Raw genomic sequence first — 25,065 nt, forward strand, 5'->3', positions numbered from 1 at the left:
TGGTCTTGTCTATGGATTTGCAATTTCCTCCACTCCTGTCATGTCCAGAAGGGAAAGGAACAGTTCCCTGGCCTCTGTCTCCGGAATTTCCCAGACATTCTTTTCCGCTGTTTCTTTCACATGCACGACTTTTTTGACTGCCTCCCCGTATGAGAGATTTGCCAGCGTGCCATTCAGTGTTTCATAGAGCATCTGTCCGATCGTTTCTGTAATCTCCTGGTCAGACGGTACTTGCTGATTCTGCATGGCTGCCTGCTCTACCTGTGCTGTATACTCCTGCACCTTCTGATTCAGCGTATCTTTGACTCCGTCAAACACTTTAATAGGCTGGACAGATACTTCCACTGTAAAATTCCCATCCTCATCTTCTTTCGCTTCCCCCACTTCATATTTTGTCTCTTTTAGAAGAGAAGCTACATACTCTTTGTACTTTGTCAGCAATTCTTCGGAAACGCCGAGAGCTTCAAATTCCTGCATCTCCGTATCGATAAAATTATCGTACTGCTTTTTGGCTTCTTCTTTACTGCTTTTTGTAAATTCCTCGTATTTTTCTGTCTCGCCCCTTGTCCCTGCGTCCAAAACAGCTTTCGTATATCCGGAGGCGTCAAACTTTTCCCCACACCCCGCTGCCAAAAGGACTGTGCAGGACAAAAGAAACGCAAGACCTCGTTTTACATATTTTTTCATATCAATTACACCTTTCCTGTATTTCTTTTGCTGTGATTCTATTCTGTCTCTTACTGTTACAAAACAGACTATAACATGGGAAACAGCGATTTGCAAGCCCACTGTCCTGCAAAATGGCGGTTCCTGCAAAGTCCGCGCACATCTGTCTCCTTTTGGCATACTGTAATCTTAGAAATAATGAACAGTGGAGGTATTTATGAAAAAGAAAGTTTTCAGCGCACTCACGGCAGCTTTGCTGTCTGTGTCCATCCTGGCCGGATGTTCGCCGGACACAAAAGAAACTTCTAAAAAAACGGATGATAAGAAAAAGGAGACTGTAGCTGTGACTTTGAATGAAGTAGCTCATTCCATTTTCTACGCTCCTATGTATGTTGCCATCGAGGAAGGTTACTTCGAGGAGGAAGGCATCGATCTGAAACTTGTCACAGGGTTTGGAGCCGACAAAACAATGACTGCCGTCCTTTCCAACCAGGCAGATATTGGATTTATGGGATCCGAATCTTCCATCTACACTTACAACGAAGGTGCCAAAGATTATGTCGTCAATTTTGCCCAGCTTACCCAGCGTGCCGGCAATTTCCTCGTTTCCCGGGAACCGATGGAGGATTTCCAGTGGACGGATCTAAAGGGAAAAACCGTTCTTGGCGGACGAAAAGGCGGCATGCCAGAGATGGTTTTTGAATATATCTTAAAACAGAATGGAATTGATCCGGAAAAGGATCTCACGATCAACCGAAATATCGATTTTGGATCCACCGCGGCTGCTTTTTCCGGCGAGCAAGGGGATTTCACTGTAGAATTTGAGCCGGGCGCGACTACGCTGGAGGCTTCCGACAAAGGCTATGTCGTGGCATCCCTCGGAAAAGACAGCGGATATGTTCCTTATACCGCATTTTCCGCCAGAAAAAGCTATATCGAAGAAAACCCGGATGTCATTCAGGGATTTACGGATGCTCTCCAGAAAGGAATGGACTATGTCAACTCTCACACTTCTGAGGAGATTGCCAAAATCATACAGCCTCAGTTTAAAGAAAATGATCTTGAGACGATCACAACTATCGTGTCCCGTTACCATGAACAGGAAACGTGGAAGGAAGATCTCATCTTCAACGAGGAGAGTTTCGAGCTTCTCCAGGATATTCTGGAAGATGCAGGAGAGCTGGAGACAAGAGCTCCATACGACGATCTAGTCACGACAGAATTCGCAAAGAAAGCTGTTAAAAATTAGATTTAATACTTTTTTGATATTTTAAACACACTTTTTTCACATTTAGACGCTATTATTAAATTAGCAAAGTAATTTAGACTTTGCTAATTAACTTTTTCATAACTTTTTCCCTCAGCCAGTACATTCCCTGTACTGGCTATTAAATTGCAATTCTTTTTACTGTTGATGTTCTTCCAATTTGCGCACCGCGTATCCGACAAATCCTCCGCCTATCAGATTCCCGACTGTCACACAGATGAGTACTTTTGCCACATCCATTGGCAGAGCTCCAAAATTCAGTATGTATACACTCAGATAGTACATGTCCGCAATAATATGTTCAAATCCACAGAATACGAATGCTGTGATAAAAAGCCATACATAGAAAATCTGCGCAAACGAACCATTCTTTTGTTTCACACCGCCGACAAATACCGCAAAGGCTACAAACATGGCGCAAAAAACGCCCAGTATGATAAGACTCGCAGGATCATCGGACAGTTTCGTCTTTCCGATCCCTTCGATTTTTTCCAAAATCCCTTTTTCAAATCTGGTAAAATGGATGAGAACTGCAACCAGTATTGTTCCTATCCCATTTCCCACCCAGGCGATGACCGAATCGCTCAGACGGTAAGATCCGTTATAGACTGTCATCGGCCAGACTCTTGTTAACAACATGTTATGCAGGTTTAATACAAGCAGGATTCCTGTCGAAAAGAACAGGCTTGCAACGATCGTATTTGGGATAGACAGGTAAACCATCGCCCCCATTGCAATAAAAATTCCTGCCATGACGCTGCTGATCCACTTTTCTTTCATTTTCTCCTCCGTATTTTGATATTTTTTTAACAGCTAAATTGTACCTATTCTATCAAAAAAATGCAAACTCTTTTAAAAAAGGGTATCCAGTCCGGACACCCTTTCCATCATTTCTATTCTGTTTCTCTTATCTTCTTTCTGATTGGCAGGATCATGGAAGGAGAAACTGAAAGTTCGTCGATTCCCATCTTCAGGAATGTCTCCGTAAGTTCCAGATCAGCGCCCAATTCGCCGCAGATTCCGATCCATTTTCCTTCTGCGTGTGCACTTTCTGCCGCGATACGGATCATCTCCAACACCGCCGGATGATGCGGATCATAGAATGGATCCAATTTCAGATTCTGACGGTCGATTGCCAGCGTATACTGTGTCAGGTCATTCGTTCCGATGCTGAAGAAATCCACTTCCTTCGCAAGGTCTCTGCTGACCATAACTGCAGCTGGCGTCTCGATCATGATTCCCATCTCTACGTCTTCGCGGAAAGTAATGCCTTCTTCCCGCAGTTCTTTTTTCACTTCTTCCACGATTTCCTTGATCTTCTTTACTTCCCACACGGAAGTGATCATCGGGAACATAATGGCAATCTGTCCAAACGCGGAAGCTCTGTAGAGTGCCCTAAGCTGTGTTTTAAAGATTTCCGGTCTTGTCAGACAGATTCGGATCGCTCTGTATCCGAGAGCCGGGTTTTCTTCTTTTTCCAACTCAAAATAATCTACCTGCTTGTCCGCTCCAATATCCAGTGTACGGATAATGACTTTTTTCCCAGCCATGCTCTCAGCTGCTTTCTTATATACGGAAAACTGCTGCTCTTCTGTCGGGAATGTGTCATTTTCCAAATACAAAAATTCGCTTCGGAAGAGTCCAACCCCGCCTGCATCGTTTTTCAGAACAAGTCCAATATCGGAAATGCTTCCGATGTTTGCATAAAGGTTGATTTTCTGACCGCTTTTCGTCACATTTTCCTTCCCTTTTAACTCATTGAGAAGTTCTTTCTGCTTCCGGTCTTCTTCCTGTTTTTCTTTCATGGCTTTCATTGTCTCTTCATCCGGATCTACATACACACATCCAGAAAAACCATCAATTATCGCCATCTTCCCATCAAAATTCGGGCTCAGTTCTTCTCCAAGTCCGATAACAGCCGGAATGCTCATCGTACGCGCAAGAATTGCCGTATGGGAATTGGAAGACCCATACATTGTTGCAAATCCAAGCACTTTGCTCTTGTCAAGCTGTACTGTCTCACTCGGTACAAGATCATCTGCTGCGATGATCGCCGGCTCGTCAGTATGAAGACCGCCCTCTCCTTCTCCGGATAAAACAGCTACAAGACGTTCAGACACGTCCTTTACGTCGGCTGCACGCCCTTGCATATAGGCGTCATCCATTGCTGCAAACATCGCGGCAAAATTATCTGCCGTAGTTCCCACCGCATATTCTGCATTGACTTCCTGTGTCGTAATGATATTATGAATCGATTCATTGTAATCCAGATCTTCCAGCATCATCTGATGGATTTCAAAGATCATGGCATTTGCTTCGCCCACATTTGCCAACGCTTTTTCGTGAAGACCTTTCAACTGTTCGATCGCTTCTGCCTTTGCTTCCTCAAAGCGTTTGATCTCTGCCTGTGTATCTTCTACATGGATGCGTTTGATCTGCTGTTCTTTTCTCTTATAAAAAGCGATTTTACCAATAGCTACACCGCCAAATACGCTTTTTCCTTTTAAAGTAATCATATGGCTGCCCTTCATTTCCCTTTTATATTACAAATTTTCACTAAAGAATTTCTGAAGTACTTCTGCTGCCTGATCTTCATCTTCTCCGTCGATCGTCATCTTGATCTCCATATCTTTCTTTACGCCAAGGCCCATCACTCCAAAGATTGTCTTTGCGTTAACTGCCTTTCCGTCTTTTTCAATCTTGATATCACTCTTGAACCCAGCTGCCGTTTTCACAAGCATTCCAGCCGGTCTTGCATGGATTCCTTCCGGATCAGTGATTACGTAAGTAAACTCTTTCATAGTTCTATATCTCCTTTTCTTTCTTAAATTTTATAAGACAATGCTACCACAAAAAAGGGTATTTGGTCAACATTAAGCATTGATAAATCGTTGACTTTTATCTTTAAACATGCTATGCTTGAGCAACATCGACAAATCGATGGATTTCACTTATTGTTTTATATGATTTATGGAGGTAGCAAGATGAACAAAGGTACTGTAAAATGGTTTAATAACCAGAAAGGCTATGGATTTATCTGTGACGAATCCGGAAACGACGTATTCGTACACTATTCCGGACTGAATATGGAAGGATATAAGACCTTGGAAGAAGGTCAGGCTGTTGAGTTTGAAATAACCGAAGGCACCAAGGGACCGCAGGCTGTAAATGTAACAAAATTATAAGAATTATAAAAATCGATTGTATGTACCTTTTATTTATATAAATTAGTCCTCAAGCAAATTTAAATATCTAAAAAGTCATAGAATGAAAAAACTGCGCTGGATTTCCGGCGCAGTTTTTTGTTTCACTCGAAGGATATTTCTGACCTTCTCTCTTCTCTTATTATTCTTTTAACAATTTGCCTTGTAAGCTTCATCTGCCTCCCATACGCCGAAACCGCTGGATACAAGAATTTCTGCCGCCCGTTCGGGCTCATCTGTCTTCAGCACAGCAGAAGCATCTTTCCCGTTTGCAAAAGCGTACATATACTCGACGTTGATTCCGCCGTCCACTACAAGGCAGTGCATCGCCTTGCTCAATGATCCAGTAGCATGCGGCACCCTCAGGGCAACAACCGGTGTGAGCATGGAAGTGATTCCGACAGCTCTTAACACTTCTTTTCCTTTCTGCGGATCTGAAACGATCATCCGAAGCATTCCGTATTCCGTCGTGTCCGCCAGACTTAATGCCACGATGTTCACATCATTGTTTCCAAGGGTAGTTAAGACTTCATCCAGCCTTCCTTCCCTGTTTTCCAAAAATACAGACAACTGCTGAATCGTACTCATAACATTTCCTCCCTTACACAAGATTTCTGTTGTCGATGACACGTTTTGCTTTTCCTTCGCTTCTCTCAATAGTCTTTGGCTCCACAAGTTTTACACGGACAGAAAGACCAAGCGCTTCTCTTAACACGGAACCGATCTTGTTCCGCAGTGCGTCCAGTTTTCGGATTTCATCGGAGAAGAACTTCTCATCCACTTCCACCATCACGGTAAGTACATCCATGTTATTTTCCCGGTCGATGATCAGGAGATAATGCGGGATCACTTCGCCGATGCCAAGGAGCGCAGTCTCTACCTGAGTCGGGAAGACATTGACACCGCGGATGACTTTCATGTCGTCCGTGCGTCCTTTGAACTTGGAGATCCTCGGTGTCGTCCTGCCGCATTTGCATGTCTCGTAATTGATGCTTGTCAGGTCTTTCGTGCGGTATCGAATCAGCGGAACCGCTTCTTTTGACAGAGTTGTAAATACAAGCTCTCCTGTCTCTCCTTCGCCCACCGGCTCATGCGTCGATACATCCAAAACTTCCGGATAGAAATGATCCGCGTGAACATGCAGTCCTTCGTGGTGGATACAGTCCATAGCGACTCCAGGACCTGTGATCTCACACAGTCCGTAAATATCAAAACAGTTGATCTTCATAATCTCTTCGATCTTTTTTCTCATCTCCACAGTCCATGGCTCTGCTCCACAAACACCAGCTTTAATTTTCATATGATCCACCACGCCAGCTTCTGCCATGGCCTCTGCCAGATGCATTGCGTAGGACGGCGTACATGCGAATGCGGTAGCGCCGAAATCTTCCATGCACATAAGCTGTCTCTTCGTATTTCCGGCAGACATCGGGATAGCCATAGCCCCCAGCTTCTGAGCTCCGAAGTCCAGTCCCATACCGCCTGTAAAGAGACCATAACCATAGCACACATGGATCCTGTCCTCAGCAGTGAGTCCCGCCATCGTAAGACACCTTGCCACGCATTCTCCCCACACATCCACATCCTTCTGTGTATAAGCCATAACAGTGAGTTTTCCTGTTGTCCCGGATGTACCTTGTACTCTGGCGATCTTTTCATTTGGTACTGCCAGAAAACCAAACGGGTAATTCTCTCTTAAATCCTCTTTCGTAGTAAACGGAAGTTTACCGATATCTTCAATCCCTTTGATATCCCCCGGTTCCAGGCCAAGCGCTTTCATTTTTTCTGTATAGAAAGGTACAACTCCGTACACTCTCTTCACAAGATCTCTCAATTTTTCTCCTTGAAGAGCGGCTCTCTCATCTCTGCTCATACATTCTGCTTTCGGATCCCGTATCCGCTCTGTCCATCTGTCGTCTGTTATCATTTTCTTTACTCTGTCCTCCTTTTTGCTTTATAACTCTTCATCTGTCACAATCTTGACTCCAGCCTTGGTTAAGATTTCCTTTGCTTTTTCCATGTCATCTGTGGAAAATACCATAACCGGAGCCTTCTGTTCCCGGATCACAAATGAATAGATGTAGTTGACATTGATCTGCCCGTCCGCAAGAATGGACAGCATATGATTCAGATTGCCCTTCTCATCCTGCAGCTCTACTCCCATCACTTCGTAGATCCGAACGACAAAACCAAGTCTTGTCAATTCCTGCTTTGCTTTCTGAGGGTCATCCACGACCATCCTCAGTATCCCAAATTCCGGTGTGTCAAATGATGCCACAGCGCGAATATTGACTTCTGCTTCCGTAAGTCTGGATGTCACTTCCATGAGGCTTCCCGGACGGTTTTCCACAAAAACTGATATCTGTTTCATTCCACACCCCTCCTATAATGCGGCTCCTACTTCAAATGCTTTTTTATTTATCTCTATTGTTTTCGGAGGAACCGTGCGTTCGATGACTTTGTACCACTGCTCTTTTGTGAAGTCCATATGCTGGGAAGCGATACCAAGCACGATCATGTTAAATACTTTTGGATTTCCGAGTTTTCTCGCTTCTTCTGTAGCATTGACCGTATATACTTTGTGGCCAGCCAAAAGCGTCTCCACGATATTTTCCGGATACTCAGCCGCCCCGATAACGACAGGCATCGGGTCGATCCTCCAGTCATTTAAAATCAGCGCTCCTCCTTCTTTCAGAAAATGGGAATACCGAAGAGCTTCCAAACGCTCAAAGGCGATGATGACATCTGCCTGCCCTTCTTCCACAATAGGTTCTGCCACCTTTTCCCCGTACCGCACAAACGTGACGACGCTTCCTCCCCTTTGAGCCATCCCGTGCACTTCGGAAAGTTTGACATCGTACCCGCCTTCAATGGCAAGTCCGCCCAGAATACGGCTTGTGAGAAGTGTTCCCTGTCCGCCTACGCCTACGATCATTATATTTTTTACTGCCATTATCTTTCACCTGCCTTTACCAGTTTAATCGCATCGAATTTGCAAAGTGTCTCACACAATCCGCATCCGGTACACATCGTATCGTCGATGTGGATTGTCCCGTCCGCATTCCGTGTCATAGCAGGGCATCCCGGTTTCATACACATGCCGCATTTTTTACATTTCTCCGGATCTGCCGCGTAAACCGGCTTTCTTGATTTATCCAGCAGTACGCAAGGCGTCCTCGTGATAATGACGGACACTTCTTCCTTGGCCACTTCTTCCTTTATCGTTTTTTCCAGTGTTTCTATATCAAAGGCATTTACTACGCACACATTCGGAACACCTATGGAACGGCAAAGCCCCGGGATATCGATAGCATATGTCGGGTCGCCCTGCAATGTCTTTCCGGTAGCCGCATGATCCTGGTGTCCTGTCATACCTGTCGTGGAATTATCGAGAATGAGCACTGTCCCGGTTGCTTGATTATAAACCATGTTCATCAGAGAATTGACACCGGTATGGAGAAAAGTGGAATCTCCGATCACGGCAACCCAATTCTTAATATAGTCTTTTCCTTTTGCTTTCTCCATCCCATGGAGGCTGGAAATGCTTGCACCCATACAGATCGTCGTATCTACAACGCTCAGAGGCGCCACAGCTCCTAATGTATAGCATCCAATATCCCCCGCCGCATGCATTTTCAGTTTGTTCAGTACATAGAACACACTCCTGTGAGGACAGCCTGGGCAAAGGATCGGTGGTCTCTGCGGCACATCCTCGGCCTTTCTGATCTTCAGGTCTTCTTTCAGAATAGCCTGGCGGATCATATTTGCACTGTATTCTCCCTGAATCGTAAAGATCTCTTTTCCTGTTGCCTTGATACCCCAGGACTTTACCTGTTCTTCGATGACCGGATCCAGTTCTTCCACGATATAGAGTGTCTCTACCTTTCCTGCAAACTCTTCGATCATTTTTCTTGGAAGAGGATTGACCATGCCAAGTTTTAAAACTGACGCTTCCGGTATCGCTTCTTTTACATACTGATACGGGATTCCACTCGTAATGACGCCAATTTTTGTATCATTCATCTCCACACGGTTGATATCCATCGTATCCGCTGCCTCTTTGAGCTCGTTATTGCGCTTTTCTATCTCTACATGACGGAACTTTGCATTTCCCGGCATCATAACATTCTTCCGGATATTTTTTTCGTACGGTCTGTCTTCCAGCGCTTCCCTCTCGCCAAGTTCCACAAGCCCCTGTGAATGTGCAAGCCTTGTTGTGATCCGGAATATGACAGGACGGTCATAGGTCTCGCTGATCTCAAATGCTTTTTTCACAAACTCTTTTGCCTCCGCGCTGTCTGACGGTTCCAGCACCGGCACGCCGGCAGCTCTGGCGATCATCCTGGTATCCTGCTCATTTTGAGAACTGTAAAGTCCCGGATCGTCCGCAACCATAAACACAAGGCCCCCGTTTACTCCCATATAAGACACTGTATAGAGTGGATCAGACGCCACATTGAGTCCCACATGTTTCATGCACGCCATAGCGCGCACTCCGGATATACTTGCCCCGATAGCCACTTCCGCAGCCACCTTCTCATTCGGAGCCCACTCTGCATACAGGTCTTCTTTGTATTTTACAAGATTTTCGCTGATTTCTGTGCTTGGTGTTCCCGGGTAAGCTGAAGAAACTTTGACGCCGGCTTCCCATGCTCCTCTCGCAATGGCTTCATTGCCAAGCATGATCACTTTCTTATCATCTGCCATTTTATAATCCATCCTTTCGTAAATCCTTGATCCTCTTTGCCTTTCCCTCAAACCGCTGCAGGGAATACGGCGCCACAAGTCTGATCTGCGTCGCCAGACCAAGCTGGGATTTCAGTCCCGCTTTGATCCGCTGTTCCAGCTCACTTAACTTGGAATAGCTGTCCAAAAGCCTGTCATCGATAAGTTCCACTGTAATTGTCATGACATCCAGGCGATTTTTTCTTTCTACGAGAATCTCATAATGCGGTCCGATCTCCTCGATGCTCAAAAGTACTTCTTCAATCTGTGTCGGGAATACATTCACTCCCCGGATGACGAGCATGTCGTCTGCTCTTCCAGAAAGATTTTCCATCCGCACCGTTGTCCTGCCGCATTTGCATGGCTCATAAAAAAGTCTTGTCATATCCCCGGTCCGATAGCGCACAAGAGGGAGCGCTTCTTTTCCAAGACAGGTAACAACAAGCTCGCCTCTCTCTCCCGGCGGAAGGACTTCTTCCGTCTTGGGATCGATGATCTCCGGTATGAACCAGTCTTCATTTATATGCATTCCGCACAGTTCTTGACATTCGCCTGCCACCCCTGGTCCGCACAATTCGCTCAGTCCATAATTCTGGGTACACAAAAAATCCTTTCCCCAGATACGATGCATCTCCTCCCGCATGGCTTCCGTCATGCCTTCGCCTCCAAAGAGTCCGATCCGCACGGAAAGATCCGTCTCCGGATCGAGTCCGCTTTTTCTTATCTCCTCCCCAAGATGAAGGGCGTAGGATGGAGTAGCCACGAGGAGGGTCACTCCCATATCTTTCAGAAACATGATCTGCTTTTTTGTATTTCCAGATGACATCGGTATCACGGCCGCCCCGATTTTTTCAAGACCTCCGTGCAGTCCCAGTGCCCCGGTAAAGGTTCCGTATCCAAACGACAGCTGTACGATATCCTGCGCAGATGCGCCTCCCATACATGCTATCCTTGCCACATTTCCAAGCCACATTTCCAAGTCATTTTTTGTGTATCCCACAACTGTCGGCTTTCCGGTAGTCCCGGAACTTGCGTGAAACCGCACGAGCTCTTTTTTGTCTACCGCAAACAATCCCATCGGATAGTTATCTCTGAAATCTTTCTTATATGTAAACGGCAGCCGTCTCAGATCGGAGAGTGTCTGTATGTCTTCCGGCTTTACCCCTGCCCTGTCCATTTTCCCGCGATATGGAGCTACCCGTTCATAGATGTAAGCCACTGTCTTTTTCAGCTTTTCCAGCTGTATCATCTCCAGCTCTTTCCGCGGCAGAGTTTCCTCCTTTGCCCAAATCATTTTTCTTCCTCCTAATAAAATTTTCTATATTAAAATATGAAAAAAGAGGATAAACTTTCGGAAAAGTTTATCCTCTGTATTATACCACATCTCTTTAGCTGTTTAAAGCACTAATTGGCAAAATCAAACAAAGAAAGCTGGTTTGACTCAGGCAAATCACCTAAAAGTCCCAATTCGTCCATTTTGTCGATGACTGTTTTGCTGGCTTTTGTCCTTTGACGGAAATCATCTTTGGACAGATACTTTCCATCTTTTGAAGCGAGCTCCACCGCTTCCGCGGCCTTGTCTCCCATTCCTTCGATACTGGACAGCGGAGGCATCAGCTTTCCGTCTATGATCCGAAACCGCGTAGCCTTTGCCTCGTAGATATCGATGGGCATAAATTCCAGCCCCCGGGCGTACATTTCCTGAACAATTTTCATATCTTTCATCGTATCCTGCTCTTTTTTGCTCAGGCTGTCCTGCCTGTGTTTATAGTCCTCGATATAATAATTCAGTTTGTCTTTTCCCTGGCACATGATCTCGTAGGAAAACGCATCAGCGCGAATACCAAAATAGGCCGCATAATAGGCCAGCGGATAGTTGACCTTACAGTAGGCGATCCGATAGGCCATCATGACGTATGCAGCCGCGTGAGCTTTCGGGAACATATACTTGATCTTTTTGCAGGACCATATATACCAGTCCGGCACTCCCGCTTCTGTCATAGCCTTTTCAAAATCCGGCGTCAGCCCTTTTCCTTTTCGGACTTTCTCCATGATCGTAAAGGAAAGCTCACTGTCCATGCCCTTGTTGATAAGGTAGGTCATGATATCATCACGTGTACAGATTGCCGTGGAGATGGTCGCCTTTCCTTCCTGGATCAATGTCTGCGCATTGTTCAGCCATACGTCCGTCCCGTGGGAGAGTCCTGAAATACGGATCAGATCGGAAAGTGTCTTTGGCTTTGTATCTACTACCATCTGGATAACAAAATCCGTCCCGAACTCCGGGATTCCAAGACAGCCTACCGGGCATCCACCGATATCTTCCGGCGTGATCCCAAGAGCCTTCGTGTTTGCAAACAGCGACATAACCTGAGGGTCATCCAACGGAATATCGCGGGCATCAAAAATACGGTTTACCCCATCATATTCATTTTCCATGGCATCTGAATTGATAAATTCCTCCAGCGTCTTGATCATCGTCGGATCATCGTGTCCGAGGATATCCAGTTTCAGAAGGTTATGGTCGATGGAATGGTAATCAAAATGGGTTGTAATGATGTCCGTATTCATATCGTTTGCCGGATGCTGCACCGGGGTAAAAGAGTTGATATCTTCTCCGTGCGGAAGAACGATGATCCCCCCTGGATGCTGTCCTGTACTTCTTCGTATTCCAGTACATCCCTGCACGATTCTGTCTATCTCACAGTTACGCTTCCTGCTGCCTCTCTCTTCATAGTAATTCTTCACGAAGCCGAATGCGGTCTTATCGGCCAAAGTGCCGATTGTCCCGGCACGGAAGGTCTGCCCTTTCCCGAAAATGACTTCCGTATATTTGTGTGCCTGGCTCTGATAGTCTCCGGAGAAATTGAGGTCAATGTCCGGCTCCTTATTCCCCTTGAATCCAAGGAAAGTCTCAAACGGAATATCAAATCCATCTTTGATCAGCGGTGTACCGCAGACCGGACATTCTTTATCTTTCATATCCCATCCGCATCCTCCGGCAAATTTCTTTACTTCTTCCGAGTCAAAGTCACTGTAATGACAGTTCGGACAATAGTAATGCGGACTTAGTGGATTGACTTCCGTAATTCCGGCCATAGTGGCCACAAAAGAAGATCCTACAGACCCTCTGGATCCGACGAGGTAACCGTCCGCGTTGGATTTCCACACCAGTTTCTGAGCAATAATGTACATCACGGCAAACCCGTTGGAGATGATAGAATGAAGCTCCCTTTCAAGCCGTTCCGTTACCACATCGGGAAGCGGATCTCCGTACATTTCGTGAGCTTTTTTGTAACAGATATCCCTCAACTCCTGATCAGAATTCTCGATGACAGGCGGGCACTTGTCCGGACGGACCGGGGAGATCTTCTCTATCATATCCGCAATCTTATTTGGGTTTTCAATGACTACTTCGTGGGCTTTCTGCGTGCCCAGGTACGAAAATTCCTCCAGCATCTCTTCTGTCGTGTGAAGATAGAGCGGCGCCTGCTCATCCGCATCGCCGAATCCTTTTCCAGCCATGATGATCCTCCGGTAGACTTCATTCTCCGGATCCAGAAAATGAACATCGCACGTGGCGACGACCGGCTTCTGAAACCGTTCTCCCAGACGGACGATCTTGCGATTCAGATCTCTTAAGTCCTCTTCATTCTTCACATTGGAAATTCGGTCGCTGGCGATCATAAACCGGTTGTTGCCGATTGGCTGAATTTCAAGATAATCATAAAATTCTACCAGTTTGGCGATCTTTTCCTCCGACTTGCCGTTCAAAACCGCCTGAAACAGTTCCCCGGCTTCACAGGCACTTCCAATAATCAGGCCATCTCTGTACTTGTTGAATTCACTTTTGGGAATTCTCGGCATCCTGGAAAAGTATGTCAGATGAGACATGGATACAAGTCGGTACAGATTGACCCTTCCGGTCTCATTTTTTGCCAGTATTACCGCATGATGGGACGGCAGTTTCCGAATCGCGTCTGGATTCATGGACCCAAACTGATTGATCCCTTTCAGAGTTGTGATTCCCCGCTCCTTTAACATGTCCACAAATTTCACGAAAATTTCCGCTGTGGCTCCGGCGTCATCCACTGCCCTGTGATGATTTTCCAGAGAAATATTGAGTGCTTTTGCCACAACATTCAGTTTGTATTTTGATAAAGTCGGAAGCAGAACTCTGGCCAGCGCCACCGTATCGACAGATGCGAAATCTGGCTTGATATTCTGATACCTGCAGTTTTGTTCAATGAAGCTTACGTCGAATCCTGCATTGTGAGCCACTAAAACCGCATCTTTGATAAACCCGAGAAATTCTGGCAGCACTTCTTCTATAGGTTTTGCGTCCACTACCATTTCATCTGTAATACCCGTAAGTTTTGTGATCTCAAACGGGATCGGGATCTTTGGATTGACAAATGTGCTGAACTTTTCCGTGATTTGACCGTTTTCTACTTTTACGGCCCCGATCTCGATAATCTTATCCTGAATAGGACTGAATCCTGTTGTCTCCAGGTCAAATACGACATATGTGTCAGAAAGCGTCTGATTTCCGGCTCCCTGAGCAATCTCCGTGAGATCGTCTACCAAATACGCCTCTACTCCATAGATGATCTTAAATGGATCATCCTTATCCAATGTTTCGATATAATGGTTGGCATCCGGGAATGCCTGGACCACTCCGTGATCTGTGATCGCAATCGCCTTGTGGCCCCAGTCATGTGCCCTTTTCACAATATCTTTTACCTCAGAAACACCATCCATATCACTCATCTTCGTGTGACAGTGAAGCTCCACCCTTTTTTCCGGGCTGATATCTTGTCTCTTTGTCGTAAAATCCCCTGTTTTGCGGATACCGGTAACAGAACCGATCGTCAGCTCTCCGTCGAATTTGTCAATGGTCGTAATCCCTTTTATCTTCAGAAAGGCGCCTTTTTTAATCTCCCCGAGGAGATCCGGGAGCTGTTCATTTCTTGTGAACATCTTGACCATGATCGTGTCGGTAAAGTCAGTCACTGCAAACATAAGGATCGTCTTTTCATTCCGGATTTCCTTTGCCTCAAAACTGATGACTTTCCCCCGGATCGTGATCTCTCCCATCTCCGATACGACCTGGCTGAGCTCTATCGGCGCATCGTCAAAATCCCTTCCGTAAATCATATTCGGATCATCCGATTTGCGGAAATCGTGACGGAAAAACGGTTTCTTCTGTCCTTTATCAAAGCGTTTCTCCCGCCTTTTAGGAGCTTCCTCTTTTTTCGGTTCGTTTTCAGCTTTGCCGGTGTCTCCAGTCTCTTCTTTCTTCATTTTTTCTTTTCGGAGTTCCTCATTTCTCGCCACGATCTGGTCTACTTCTGCCTGAAGCTGAAGTTCATTGTATTTCAGCGCACTTTTTTTCTTCTTTGGAAGGTAGGATACCCGGATGGAGACAGGGACGTGAAAACGATCGTTAAACACTTCATCCAAAAGCCCTGCAATCGCATCTTTTTTCCCTTCTGCCACGATGGAATCCTGAAGTTTCAGACACAGCGTATTGCCCACGAAATCACAGGAAGCATTTTCAAACATATTTTTTTCCACCGTGCTTCTTCGGGATAATTCCAACAGGATGCTGTCATGATACTCCTGCATAAGGTTTTCCGGTGTGTACTGCTCTGAAAGCCTGTACTCTTCGATAATCTCCACCTGTATCATCGTTCGTCCGAACAACTGATCTTTTATCATCTGTTCCAGTTTGTAGATAACTCTTTTCTGAAGGAGATGTGTACTGAAAATATGTACTTTTATAAAATCCCGGTTTGAATTTGTCGCCACTTTCGTGACCAAAACTCCCTGGAGAAGAAACTTCATCTCATTATCCAGCTTTAAAGTCGGAAAAACTTCAAAAAAATCTTTTCCCATTCCTGCTCCGCCTTTACTCTTGTTTCCAGTTTAGCAATTCCTGCCGCAGCGTATTCAGAAGTTCTTCTTCTTTGACTTTCTTCACGATTTGTCCTTTTTTGATGAGAAGACCTTCCCCGATCCCTCCGGCAATACCGATATCCGCCTCTTTCGCTTCTCCCGGTCCGTTGACAACGCATCCCATGACTGCCACTTTGATGTCGTCAAGAGGAATATCCTGCACCATATCTTCCACCTGATTTGCAAGGCGGATCAGATCGATTTTTGTCCGTCCGCATGTCGGACAGGATACGACCTCGATTCCTCCTTTTCGGAGTCCAAGTGTCCGGAGGATCAGTTTTGCAGACTTAATCTCCTCCAGCGGATCCCCTGTCAGAGAGACACGGATCGTATTCCCGATGCCCTGGTACAGGATGATCCCAAGTCCCACGGAAGATTTGATGTTGCCGGAGAGGACTGTGCCGGATTCCGTGATCCCCACGTGCAGCGGATACGGACACTCTTTTGCGATAAGCTCATGGGCCTTCACACACATCAGGACATCCGATGATTTGATGCTGACAACAAGATTGTCATATCCCATCGATTCAATGAGATGAACTTTATCAAGGGCGCTTTCGACGATCCCTTCCGCTGTCACTCCACCGTATTTTTCTATGAGTCCTTTTTCCAGAGAACCGCTGTTTACCCCCACACGGATGGGAATACCGTATTCTTTTGCTTTTTCCACTACTTTTCTTACCCGGTCTGTATCCCCGATATTTCCCGGATTGATCCGGATCTTGTCCGCCCCGTTTTCGATGGCTGCAATGGCCAGCCGATAGTCAAAATGGATATCCGCCACAAGCGGAATATGGATCCTTTCTTTGATTTTACTAAGCGCCTCCGCAGCCTCCATCGTCGGCACTGCACAGCGGATGATCTCACATCCTGCTTTCTCTAAAGCAAGAATCTGATTCACTGTGGCATCCACATCCTCTGTTTTTGTATTTGTCATAGACTGGATAGCGACCGGATTCTTTCCTCCGATCACTACGTTTCCGATACGCACTTCCTTTGTCATTTCCCGCAGCATGCTCTTTCCTCCTTACACATTCAAAACCCCTCTATATAATATTTACTTATATAGAGGGGAGTTTCGTTGCTACTGTTTATCAAAAACCATTTGATCGCCGTATTCCCGATCGGTAAGCGTAAGCTTCTGGCTTTCGATACTGTAGTCAAATGATGTTGTAAATTTTCCGACTGCCGTATCAAGAACTGTCTCTTCCACTTTTCCGCCTGTCTCTTCCGCGATCTTTCTAAGCTCTGTCTCAGTGGGACTCTTGATGACGATCATTTTGTCTGACTTGTCAATGTCATATTCCATTGTCACTTCCAAGTCCGTAACATCCTGAAGATTTGCAAATGTAATCGTTAATTTGTCGCTTTTTTTGATATCCATCACAATATTATCATCCTGGTACTTCCACGTCCCTCTGATGGGATTTGCTCCGAATGAGCGTATCAGGAAATAGGCAGCTACCACAATGATGATTATTGACGCCGTCCAGATCACAATCCGGAAAATGTGGCTTCTTTCTTTTTCATCATTTTTTGCTATTAGCATCTGTATTCCTCCAGACTTTCTTTTTTATATCATTCTAAGTAAATTATAAAGATTTTATACATACCTGTCAACACACGAATCAAAGCCGCATCTTTCGTCGCGTTTCGACACATTTCGTTTCTTTTTGGCACACTTCCTGTTTTATCCATGTATCAACTGATAAAATGTAGCCACACTATACACAGGAGGAGATGCTATGGGGTTCCCGGAACGACTGAAAATGCTACGCGAAAATACCGATGTGACTCAGGATGAACTTGCAAAATATCTGCAAGTATCCCGTTCAACTATCGCTGGGTACGAGACAAAAAACCGACAGCCTGATTATGAAAAACTGTTTATGATCGCCCGTTTTTTCAATGTCAGTACTGATTATCTGATTTCGGGAAAACAATCTGTTTCTGTGGAATCTTTTGAGACAGACAACTCCATCGATGACCGGCTTGTCCAATATCAGCTGCGTACCCTCTATGCACACTTATCTGACAAGTCCAAGCTGGATCTCCTCGAATATGCCCGTCTTCTCTCCCTCAGGGATAAAGGCAAGTAATAAAATAAAACTGTACTGTCAAGTTTGCAAAAAAGTTTGCGCTGCCTGCGCAAACTTTTTATTTTTCTTCTCCAACCATCTGCAGTTTCTGAAGCCCCAAAACAAGGATCGCTCCAATGATAAAGAAAACAATACTGAATGTCGAAAGTGTCAATTGGTCTCTTGGCGCCTCCAGTGTCGTTGGTCCTACCTTGATGGCATACAGGGAACCGATCATCATTCCGATGATGAGATAGATCATCTGGGAACGATATTTTTTGAGACTTGTCTTTATAGCACGGATGACAAGAGCAATGCCTGTCAGTACCCCCAAGCCAAAAATGATCAGCACCGGCAGATACTCCATATTCAGGTGCAGAATTTCTTTCAGTGAAGTAATGATCGGTATGTAAAGCCCGAAGACTAACAAAATGGTAGATCCGGAAATACCTGGAAGTACCATGGCGCAGATGGCAATCATTCCTGCTATAAACACATATGCTCCAAGCCCGATATTCAGACTGCCTGCATCCACGCTGATCCCTTCTCCGGCAACCGGATTGAGACAACTGATGACAACAACAAGCGCCACTCCGATCACGAGGAAAAACAGATGTCGATAATTCCCTTTGATCGTCTTTTTCTCCTCACTTATGATAAGTGGAATGGAAAACAGAATCAGACCAAGGAACATAGAGCTGATCTGATAAATGTGTTTCTCAAACAGACTTGCCAAGACAAGCACAGAACCCGCCATACCGATAATCCAGCCGCCGGCAATCTTACAGAGAAAGAGGATCGCTTCCTTTCGTTTCTTTTTGTCTTTTCCCATGATGTGATCCAGAGAATCGATAAATTTGTCGTAAAATCCAAGAAGGAACGCGATCGTTCCTCCGGACACTCCCGGTACACTGTCGGCCAGCGCCATACAGAATCCCCGGATAAAGTTCATTATCATGTCGATAGGTCCTCCCTTTATCGTTTCTTCATTACTGCACGCAGCACGTTCAGGAATGTTTCCATCTCCTCATCTGTTCCGACTGAAATTCTCAGATACTCTTTGATGGCAGGATCATTCCAGTGGCGCACATAAATATTTTCGTTTCTTAATGCTTCAAATAAGTCCGTTCCGCTGTAATCCGGATGCTTTGCAAATATAAAATTTGTGCTGGACTCCGGAAAAATGAATCCAAGCTCTTTTAATTCTTTCTGCACCCAAGTCCGTGTTCGAATGATCCTCTCCGTCGTCTCTTCAAAGTACGCTCTGTCCTTGACAGCCCCTGTCCCACACACGATGGATGGATATGACAGCGTGTAGGAGTTGAAAGAGTACTTCACATCATTCAGCCATCGGATCAGTCTTTCATTTCCTATGGCAAACCCGATTCGCATACCAGCCATAGACCGTGATTTGGAAAATGTCTGTGTCACGATGAGATTATCGTATGTATCGATCAGACGGACAGCCGACGGCCCTGCAAAATCAATGTATGCTTCGTCCACAATGACAATGACATCTCTGTTTTTTTTCAGGATATCTTCCACAAAGGAAAGGTCTTCGTAGATGGACGTCGGTGCGTTTGGATTCGGGAAAATGATTCCTCCGTTTTCTTTTTCATAATCTTCTTTTCTGATTCTGAGATTCTCATCCAGGGGCTGGCACTCATAAGGGATTCGGTAGAGGTCTGCCCACACTTTATAAAACGAGTACGTTATGTCCGGGAAAAGAATTGGTTTCCCGGAATTAAAAAATGTGAGAAAACACATGGACAACACATCGTCGGATCCGACTCCCGCAAACACCTGCTCTTTTTTCACTCCATAGAACTCCGCCAGGGCGGATATAAGAGTCTTCATCTCCGGGTCCGGATAAAGGCGAAGTCTGTCAGTATCCAGATTTCTAAGCGCCTCTTTTACACCCGGGGCAGGTGGATATGGATTTTCATTTGTATTCAGTTTGATCACTTTGCACTGAGGTTGTTCCCCCGGCACATATGGTGTTACTTTCCGGATATTTTCTTCTAACATCTGTACTCCTCCCTACAGGCCGTACTCTTTTGCCAGTTCTTTAAACTTCGGCAATGAACGAAGGATCGTTTCATGAGACACACAGTATGCAAGTCTTACAAAGCCCGGACATCCAAACGAACTTCCCGGTACCATAAGAATGTTGTAGTTTTTGGCCCGTCCGCAGAATTCTTTTTCGTCTTCTGTCGGTGCCTTTACGAAAAGGTAGAAGGCTCCTTGCGGTTTAATGCAGGAAAAGCCTGCTTCCAAAAGCCCATTGTAAAGCGCCTCCCTGTTTCTGTCATAAAATGCAATATCCGCCTTTTCATCCAGACATCTTGCTACCGCCTTCTGCTGCAAAGTCGGAGCATTGACAAATCCAAGGATCCTGTTTGCCACATTTGCCGCAGAAAGGATATCTGCACTGTCTTTTGCCTCGTCCGGTATGACAAGATAGCCAATCCGTTCTCCCGGAAGAGAAAGCGATTTGCTGAAAGAGTATCCGATGACTGTATTGTCATAATATTTCGTAAGAAATGGAACTTCTACATTTCCATAGACAAGTTCCCTGTATGGTTCATCTGAGATCAGATAAATGTCCGTGCCGAATTCCTTCTGTTTCTGTTCCATAACTGCAGCAAGCCTTTTTATCGTCTCCTCCGAATAGACGACACCGGTCGGATTATTCGGGTTGTTGACGATGACTGCCTTTGTCTTTGCTGTGATCTTTTGTTCAAATTCTTCCATTTTTGGCTGGAAAGTCTCTGTATCCGGAGAAATTTCTACGAGAACTCCGTCAAAATTGCTTACATAACTTCTGTACTCTCCAAAATATGGGGCAAACACGATGACTTCGTCGCCCGGATTGAGAAGAGTCTTCAGGATCACATTCAGGCCGCCCGCAGCTCCTACCGTCATAATGATATTATTTCCTGTAAAATTTGTCTGAAAACGTTTGTTCAGATTTTCAGCAACCGCTTTCCTCACATCCGCGTAACCCGCGTTGCTGTTCGTATACCCGTGTACGGTAATCGGATCTTCCTCATTCAAAATGGAGATCATCGCTTCTTTCACTGATTTCGGAGCCGGTATATTCGGATTTCCGAGACTGAAGTCGTAGACATTTTCTGCCCCGTATATTCCTGCAAGACGGTTTCCTTCCTCAAACATAGCACGGATGGCAGAGCTGTTTGCCACCATCCCTTTCATCTTTTCTGCAATCATTCTGATACCTCCTGCTTGATCGTCACAATTCCCTTTTCTACAAGAAATGCCGGTTTGTAAGACAATTTTGCCTTTCTTAACCCCTCCTGTCCGACATCATCCTCTCTGTTGACATAACGGTATCCCGTGCATTCGTGCTGCACGAACTGCTGATTGATCATCGGGTAAGCGCCCGGAACATCGGCAAACGCTTTTTCAATGTGAACAACAAATGTATCTTCATTGATCGGTTCCCCGATTGTAAATGCTGCGATCTTTCCGTTTACCCTCAGCGCTCCTCCTGTGAGCGAAAGTTCCCGGAAAAGTCTCAGGGAGTTCAGCGTAACGCACATCTCGGAATTTTTCTCCTCATCATCCTCGCATCCGTTTTCATTTCTCCATGCGAGAGCCATCTGAAAACATTCTTCCAGATTATCATCCGTCAGCTTCTCATAACTCCAGTCCTGAAACATCGCCTTAAATTTGTTGATATGGTTTCTCTTTCCATGAAGTTTCTTTCCCGATAACGTGCAGAGCTTCTCCGACTCATATACGTAATCCGCCCGGTCGCGCTCATACGAGATCTGGTATCTCCCCGGATACCATTCTTCGAGAAGTGCAAACTGTTCCGGCGTTACCCCATAAAGCAGAAATGTCTTTCCTTCTCTCTCACAATACGCTTCTATCTCAGGAATTACTTCCTTAACGTCCCCGTTTCCCCCTACCGGCCAGGCAAATCCATATCCATCACTGTTGTCGCGGAACAGGATCACTTTCCCTGTAAAGCAGAATTCCACATTGTAGTGCCTTGCCCAGAGCAGAACATTTGCGAATGTCCTGTCACAGCTTCGGCTCGGGTATTTTCGGAAAAACGTATCGATCAACTCTCGGTCTTCCAAAACGGGACGTCTAAATTTCCATTCTACCATATAATGATTACCTTCTTATCTCATAAACAAACTGAATTACTGGTTCTCCTGCATATTTGCAAGTTTCGCTGCCTGGTCTGCCGCAATCAGAGAATCGATGATCTCATCCAGATCTCCGTTCATGATAGAGTCAAGCCTGTGGAGCGTCAGCTTGATCCGGTGATCTGTCACACGTCCCTGCGGGAAATTGTATGTCCGGATTTTTTCTGAACGGTCCCCTGTTCCAACCTGGCTTCTTCGTGCCTCTGCTTCCGCATCGTGCTGCTTTGCCTGCTCCAGTTCATAGAGTCTTGCGCGGAGAACTTTCAGCGCTTTATCTTTATTTTTCAGCTGTGATTTCTCATCCTGGCAGGAAATTACGATACCTGTCGGGATGTGGGTCAGACGCACGGCAGAGTCTGTCGTATTGACACACTGTCCACCGTTTCCGGATGCACGGAACACGTCAAACTTACAGTCATTCATGTCGATCTGTACATCCACTTCCTCTGCCTCCGGCATGATCGCAACCGTGATAGTGGAGGTATGGATCCGGCCGCCGCTTTCCGTCTCAGGAACACGCTGCACCCTGTGAACACCGCTTTCGTATTTCAATCTGGAGTATGCCCCCTGTCCGGAGATCATAAACACAACTTCTTTAAATCCACCGATCCCATTTTCATTCAGAGAGATCATCTCACATTTCCAGCGCCGGCTCTCTGCATAATGGATGTACATGCGGTAAATCTCAGCAGCAAAAAGAGCTGCTTCATCCCCGCCTGCGCCTGCTCGGATTTCCACGATAACGTTCTTATCGTCATTTGGGTCTTTCGGAAGAAGCAGGATCTTAAGTTCATGTTCCAGCTCCTCCACACGCTTTCTCGCGTCGGAGAGTTCTTCTTTGAGAAGTTCTCTCATCTCCTCGTCTGATTCTTCTTCCAACATGGCAACGCTGTCCTCGATCGTCTCATTGCATTTTTTGTATTCTTTATACGCTTCCACGATAGGCGCCAGATCATTCTGTTCTTTCATCAGCCGTCTGAAACGGGACTGATCATTTACAACATCCGGCTCCTGAAGTTCGCCCATGATTTCTTCAAAACGAATCAGCAAATCTTCCAGTTTATCAAACATTTGTCAATTCCTCCTAATTTTCTCTTGCTCTATTGTACACGCCGCCTACTACACGGTCAAGTCCTGCCAGATCCTTTTTTACATACACACTGTCAAAGCCCGCGTCCTTCATCATAGCGGAAACTGCCTCCCCCTGATCATATCCGATCTCAAAAATCAGCCTTCCTTCGTCATTCAGGAAATCCGAAGCTCTCTCCGTGATCCTTTGGTAAAAATAAAGGCCGTCCTCTTTTCCGTCCAGTGCCTGGAACGGATCGTGAAGCCTTACTTCTTCTTGCAGTTTCTCTATCTCTTTTGTCCGGATGTACGGAGGATTGGACACGATCATGTCAAATCTTCCCGTTATCTCTTCAAAAAGATCACTCTTTATGAACGCCGCCTTCTCTTTTGAAACCTCCAAAATCTTCTGGTTTTCCCTGGCAATCCGGAGCGCTTCTTCCGATAAGTCCGATCCGATTCCGCTCCTGCTGCCATGACTGTCCATCTTCATGAGACTCAGAAGAATGCATCCGGAACCAGTACACAAATCCAGAATCCGAATATTTCTCCCCTGTCCTTCCATTACGTGGCAGAAAGCGTCCGCATCTTCCACAAGTATCTCCGTATCCTGTCTCGGAATAAGGACATTGCCGTTTACACGAAATGAATACCCCATAAATTCCTGTACACCCGTGAGATGCTGGAGCGGAATATGCTCTCCTCGCCTGTGCAGCATTTCCTGGTACTTTCTCTCCTGATCTTCCGGCAGTTCTTCTCTGTCTTTCACATAATACATCGCCTTGTTGATCCCGGTCACATGCTCAAATAAAAGCCACGCATCCAGCTCATACTCTTCTATCCCACATTCCATGAGATACAGCTTTCCCCGGTTCAGCGCTTCCCTAAACGTCACGGTGTTCCCTCCTGCATTTCCGGTATTCCTTTGTTTTCTTCCTGTTCCGGGTAACTCTTCCCAAAATTTTCTTTCAGGTACGCTCTCCAGTCAAAGACCGCCTCCACCGATGCGATTCCCACTTCGATCATACGGTCATCTGGTTCTTTTGTTGTAAGTCCCTGAAGCCAGAGTCCCGGCTTACTTAAAATGTTTACAACAGGATGATCTGAATTTCCTGCCAGACGGATGATCTCATAGGAAATCCCTGCAATGACCGGCAGAAGCGCAATCCGAATCACAACTCTAAGCACATGGGATTCCGTCTGGACAAAGAACAGAAGAACAATGCCGACGATCATGACAAACATCAGAAAACTTGTCCCGCAGCGCTTATGCTCCTTCGAGCTGTTTCTCACGTTTTCCACTGTGAGTGGCAGTCCATGCTCGATGCAGTTGATACATTTATGCTCCGCTCCGTGGTACTGATAAAGCCGGCTGATATCTTCCATTTTTGAGATAAGCCAGATATATACTACAAAAATCACAATCCGGATGACACCTTCCAGAATGATCCGGACTGTGTAAGACGGGATGACCGTTTTTAAAAGATCTGAAAGAAAATACGGAAGCACCATGAAGATTCCTATGGCCAGGACAAATGACACAGCCGTGATGATACCGGTCAGAATCTTGTCCATCTTCTCTCTTTTCAACGCTTCCTTCTCCGTGATCTCTTTTTCTTCCTCTTCTTCAAAGCTTGCCGAATAAGTCAATGTCTTCATCCCAAGAACCATGGAATCGATGAAATTAAAGATTCCCCTTACAAATGGGATGTGCAAAAGCTTTTTGTGAGATTTCACAATACTTTCGTACTTGCCGCTTTCCACAGTGATCGTTCCGTCCGGCGTCCGGACCGCCACCGCGTACTCGTCTTTGTGCTTCATCATCACACCTTCTAAGACGGCCTGCCCTCCAACATTTGATGATTTCATACAAACTCCTCAATAATATGAAACGGGCTGAGATCGCCTGACCTCAGCCC

At 45.7% G+C, this 25,065-nt stretch carries 23 protein-coding genes; 3 read left to right on the forward strand and 20 right to left on the reverse strand.

What is annotated here, in order from left to right; genetic code table 11:
* Positions 1–9 precede the first annotated feature (9 nt).
* Positions 10–687: a hypothetical protein gene (locus FLB61_RS01240; RefSeq protein ID WP_221919204.1), complete on the reverse strand. Its 678-nt coding sequence runs from the start codon at positions 685–687 to the stop codon at positions 10–12.
* A gap of 196 nt (positions 688–883) precedes the next feature.
* On the opposite strand from FLB61_RS01240, the gene FLB61_RS01245 reads away from it, so the two are divergent.
* Positions 884–1,915, forward strand: a complete 1,032-nt coding sequence (locus FLB61_RS01245) for an ABC transporter substrate-binding protein (RefSeq protein ID WP_221919205.1) — start codon at positions 884–886, stop codon at positions 1,913–1,915.
* A 156-nt stretch (positions 1,916–2,071) separates the two neighbouring features.
* On the opposite strand, the gene FLB61_RS01250 is transcribed toward FLB61_RS01245, so the two are convergent.
* The 3 genes from FLB61_RS01250 to FLB61_RS01260 form a co-directional block, all read right to left on the reverse strand.
* Positions 2,072–2,713 carry a formate/nitrite transporter family protein gene (locus tag FLB61_RS01250; RefSeq protein ID WP_087199286.1) on the reverse strand — a complete coding sequence of 214 codons (642 nt, stop codon included), beginning with the start codon at positions 2,711–2,713 and terminating at the stop codon, positions 2,072–2,074.
* Between the two features lie 113 nt (positions 2,714–2,826).
* Complete coding sequence (gene ptsP, locus FLB61_RS01255; RefSeq protein ID WP_087211787.1) at positions 2,827–4,449, reverse strand: phosphoenolpyruvate--protein phosphotransferase; 1,623 nt, start codon at positions 4,447–4,449, stop codon at positions 2,827–2,829.
* 27 nt (positions 4,450–4,476) lie between these two features.
* Positions 4,477–4,734 (reverse strand): HPr family phosphocarrier protein, encoded by a 258-nt coding sequence (locus tag FLB61_RS01260; protein WP_087199283.1) that lies wholly within the window; start codon positions 4,732–4,734, stop codon positions 4,477–4,479.
* A gap of 183 nt (positions 4,735–4,917) precedes the next feature.
* On the opposite strand from FLB61_RS01260, the gene FLB61_RS01265 reads away from it, so the two are divergent.
* Positions 4,918–5,118, forward strand: coding sequence for a cold-shock protein (locus tag FLB61_RS01265; RefSeq protein ID WP_087199281.1), 201 nt, complete (start codon positions 4,918–4,920; stop codon positions 5,116–5,118).
* 168 nt (positions 5,119–5,286) lie between these two features.
* Here FLB61_RS01265 and FLB61_RS01270 read toward each other — a convergent pair whose 3' ends face one another.
* From FLB61_RS01270 to FLB61_RS01310, 9 genes are all read right to left on the reverse strand, one after another.
* Positions 5,287–5,724 (reverse strand): amino acid-binding protein, encoded by a 438-nt coding sequence (locus FLB61_RS01270; protein ID WP_087199279.1) that lies wholly within the window; start codon positions 5,722–5,724, stop codon positions 5,287–5,289.
* A 13-nt stretch (positions 5,725–5,737) separates the two neighbouring features.
* Complete coding sequence (locus FLB61_RS01275) at positions 5,738–7,063, reverse strand: phenylacetate--CoA ligase family protein (RefSeq protein WP_087211790.1); 1,326 nt, start codon at positions 7,061–7,063, stop codon at positions 5,738–5,740.
* Between the two features lie 27 nt (positions 7,064–7,090).
* A complete protein-coding gene (locus tag FLB61_RS01280; RefSeq protein WP_087200293.1) occupies positions 7,091–7,507 on the reverse strand; it encodes an ACT domain-containing protein in 417 nt (138 codons plus the stop codon).
* A 12-nt stretch (positions 7,508–7,519) separates the two neighbouring features.
* Positions 7,520–8,089 carry an indolepyruvate oxidoreductase subunit beta gene (locus tag FLB61_RS01285; RefSeq protein WP_087200291.1) on the reverse strand — a complete coding sequence of 190 codons (570 nt, stop codon included), beginning with the start codon at positions 8,087–8,089 and terminating at the stop codon, positions 7,520–7,522.
* Positions 8,089–9,843: an indolepyruvate ferredoxin oxidoreductase subunit alpha gene (gene iorA, locus FLB61_RS01290; protein ID WP_087200289.1), complete on the reverse strand. Its 1,755-nt coding sequence runs from the start codon at positions 9,841–9,843 to the stop codon at positions 8,089–8,091. Before iorA ends, FLB61_RS01285 begins: the two co-directional genes overlap by 1 nt.
* 1 nt (position 9,844) lies before the next feature.
* Positions 9,845–11,155: a phenylacetate--CoA ligase family protein gene (locus FLB61_RS01295; protein WP_087200287.1), complete on the reverse strand. Its 1,311-nt coding sequence runs from the start codon at positions 11,153–11,155 to the stop codon at positions 9,845–9,847.
* Positions 11,156–11,265: 110 nt separating this feature from the next.
* A complete protein-coding gene (locus FLB61_RS01300; RefSeq protein WP_221919206.1) occupies positions 11,266–15,759 on the reverse strand; it encodes a PolC-type DNA polymerase III in 4,494 nt (1,497 codons plus the stop codon).
* A 13-nt stretch (positions 15,760–15,772) separates the two neighbouring features.
* Positions 15,773–16,834, reverse strand: coding sequence for a flavodoxin-dependent (E)-4-hydroxy-3-methylbut-2-enyl-diphosphate synthase (gene ispG, locus FLB61_RS01305; protein WP_087211798.1), 1,062 nt, complete (start codon positions 16,832–16,834; stop codon positions 15,773–15,775).
* A 69-nt stretch (positions 16,835–16,903) separates the two neighbouring features.
* On the reverse strand, positions 16,904–17,368 hold the full coding sequence (locus FLB61_RS01310) for a hypothetical protein (protein ID WP_087200280.1): 465 nt from the start codon (positions 17,366–17,368) through the stop codon (positions 16,904–16,906).
* A gap of 196 nt (positions 17,369–17,564) precedes the next feature.
* Here FLB61_RS01310 and FLB61_RS01315 point away from each other — a divergent pair, with 196 nt between their 5' ends.
* On the forward strand, positions 17,565–17,918 hold the full coding sequence (locus tag FLB61_RS01315) for a helix-turn-helix domain-containing protein (RefSeq protein ID WP_087200277.1): 354 nt from the start codon (positions 17,565–17,567) through the stop codon (positions 17,916–17,918).
* 58 nt (positions 17,919–17,976) lie between these two features.
* On the opposite strand, the gene FLB61_RS01320 is transcribed toward FLB61_RS01315, so the two are convergent.
* The 7 genes from FLB61_RS01320 to FLB61_RS01350 are packed head-to-tail and all read right to left on the reverse strand — an operon-like array spanning position 17,977 to position 25,015.
* Complete coding sequence (locus tag FLB61_RS01320) at positions 17,977–18,855, reverse strand: DUF368 domain-containing protein (protein WP_087211802.1); 879 nt, start codon at positions 18,853–18,855, stop codon at positions 17,977–17,979.
* Between the two features lie 17 nt (positions 18,856–18,872).
* On the reverse strand, positions 18,873–19,925 hold the full coding sequence (gene hisC, locus FLB61_RS01325; RefSeq protein ID WP_221919207.1) for a histidinol-phosphate transaminase: 1,053 nt from the start codon (positions 19,923–19,925) through the stop codon (positions 18,873–18,875).
* A 12-nt stretch (positions 19,926–19,937) separates the two neighbouring features.
* A complete protein-coding gene (locus FLB61_RS01330) occupies positions 19,938–21,128 on the reverse strand; it encodes a pyridoxal phosphate-dependent aminotransferase (protein WP_087200271.1) in 1,191 nt (396 codons plus the stop codon).
* Entirely contained in the window at positions 21,125–22,036 is a 912-nt protein-coding gene (locus FLB61_RS01335) for a DUF2156 domain-containing protein (RefSeq protein ID WP_087211807.1), read from the reverse strand. Before FLB61_RS01335 ends, FLB61_RS01330 begins: the two co-directional genes overlap by 4 nt.
* A gap of 36 nt (positions 22,037–22,072) precedes the next feature.
* Positions 22,073–23,149, reverse strand: a complete 1,077-nt coding sequence (prfA, locus tag FLB61_RS01340; RefSeq protein WP_087200266.1) for a peptide chain release factor 1 — start codon at positions 23,147–23,149, stop codon at positions 22,073–22,075.
* A gap of 13 nt (positions 23,150–23,162) precedes the next feature.
* Positions 23,163–24,041 carry a peptide chain release factor N(5)-glutamine methyltransferase gene (gene prmC, locus FLB61_RS01345; RefSeq protein WP_087200264.1) on the reverse strand — a complete coding sequence of 293 codons (879 nt, stop codon included), beginning with the start codon at positions 24,039–24,041 and terminating at the stop codon, positions 23,163–23,165.
* On the reverse strand, positions 24,038–25,015 hold the full coding sequence (locus FLB61_RS01350; protein WP_087211811.1) for a DUF1385 domain-containing protein: 978 nt from the start codon (positions 25,013–25,015) through the stop codon (positions 24,038–24,040). The genes prmC and FLB61_RS01350 overlap by 4 nt, the downstream gene beginning before the upstream one ends.
* Between the last annotated feature and the right edge of the window lie 50 nt (positions 25,016–25,065).

It is taken from the genome of Sellimonas caecigallum (assembly GCF_019754295.1).
In the GTDB taxonomy this organism is placed as follows: Bacteria; Bacillota; Clostridia; order Lachnospirales; family Lachnospiraceae; genus Sellimonas; species Sellimonas caecigallum.

What these genes read in the sequence shown, in the direction of transcription:
- FLB61_RS01240 (WP_221919204.1), bottom strand. Translation starts at nt 687, where the DNA reads ATGAAAAAATATGTAAAACGAGGTCTTGCGTTTCTTTTGTCCTGCACA.
- FLB61_RS01245 (WP_221919205.1), top strand. Translation starts at nt 884, where the DNA reads ATGAAAAAGAAAGTTTTCAGCGCACTCACGGCAGCTTTGCTGTCTGTG.
- FLB61_RS01250 (WP_087199286.1), bottom strand. Translation starts at nt 2,713, where the DNA reads ATGAAAGAAAAGTGGATCAGCAGCGTCATGGCAGGAATTTTTATTGCA.
- ptsP (WP_087211787.1), bottom strand. Translation starts at nt 4,449, where the DNA reads ATGATTACTTTAAAAGGAAAAAGCGTATTTGGCGGTGTAGCTATTGGT.
- FLB61_RS01260 (WP_087199283.1), bottom strand. Translation starts at nt 4,734, where the DNA reads ATGAAAGAGTTTACTTACGTAATCACTGATCCGGAAGGAATCCATGCA.
- FLB61_RS01265 (WP_087199281.1), top strand. Translation starts at nt 4,918, where the DNA reads ATGAACAAAGGTACTGTAAAATGGTTTAATAACCAGAAAGGCTATGGA.
- FLB61_RS01270 (WP_087199279.1), bottom strand. Translation starts at nt 5,724, where the DNA reads ATGAGTACGATTCAGCAGTTGTCTGTATTTTTGGAAAACAGGGAAGGA.
- FLB61_RS01275 (WP_087211790.1), bottom strand. Translation starts at nt 7,063, where the DNA reads ATGATAACAGACGACAGATGGACAGAGCGGATACGGGATCCGAAAGCA.
- FLB61_RS01280 (WP_087200293.1), bottom strand. Translation starts at nt 7,507, where the DNA reads ATGAAACAGATATCAGTTTTTGTGGAAAACCGTCCGGGAAGCCTCATG.
- FLB61_RS01285 (WP_087200291.1), bottom strand. Translation starts at nt 8,089, where the DNA reads ATGGCAGTAAAAAATATAATGATCGTAGGCGTAGGCGGACAGGGAACA.
- iorA (WP_087200289.1), bottom strand. Translation starts at nt 9,843, where the DNA reads ATGGCAGATGATAAGAAAGTGATCATGCTTGGCAATGAAGCCATTGCG.
- FLB61_RS01295 (WP_087200287.1), bottom strand. Translation starts at nt 11,155, where the DNA reads ATGATTTGGGCAAAGGAGGAAACTCTGCCGCGGAAAGAGCTGGAGATG.
- FLB61_RS01300 (WP_221919206.1), bottom strand. Translation starts at nt 15,759, where the DNA reads ATGGGAAAAGATTTTTTTGAAGTTTTTCCGACTTTAAAGCTGGATAAT.
- ispG (WP_087211798.1), bottom strand. Translation starts at nt 16,834, where the DNA reads ATGCTGCGGGAAATGACAAAGGAAGTGCGTATCGGAAACGTAGTGATC.
- FLB61_RS01310 (WP_087200280.1), bottom strand. Translation starts at nt 17,368, where the DNA reads ATGCTAATAGCAAAAAATGATGAAAAAGAAAGAAGCCACATTTTCCGG.
- FLB61_RS01315 (WP_087200277.1), top strand. Translation starts at nt 17,565, where the DNA reads ATGGGGTTCCCGGAACGACTGAAAATGCTACGCGAAAATACCGATGTG.
- FLB61_RS01320 (WP_087211802.1), bottom strand. Translation starts at nt 18,855, where the DNA reads ATGATAATGAACTTTATCCGGGGATTCTGTATGGCGCTGGCCGACAGT.
- hisC (WP_221919207.1), bottom strand. Translation starts at nt 19,925, where the DNA reads ATGTTAGAAGAAAATATCCGGAAAGTAACACCATATGTGCCGGGGGAA.
- FLB61_RS01330 (WP_087200271.1), bottom strand. Translation starts at nt 21,128, where the DNA reads ATGATTGCAGAAAAGATGAAAGGGATGGTGGCAAACAGCTCTGCCATC.
- FLB61_RS01335 (WP_087211807.1), bottom strand. Translation starts at nt 22,036, where the DNA reads ATGGTAGAATGGAAATTTAGACGTCCCGTTTTGGAAGACCGAGAGTTG.
- prfA (WP_087200266.1), bottom strand. Translation starts at nt 23,149, where the DNA reads ATGTTTGATAAACTGGAAGATTTGCTGATTCGTTTTGAAGAAATCATG.
- FLB61_RS01350 (WP_087211811.1), bottom strand. Translation starts at nt 25,015, where the DNA reads ATGAAATCATCAAATGTTGGAGGGCAGGCCGTCTTAGAAGGTGTGATG.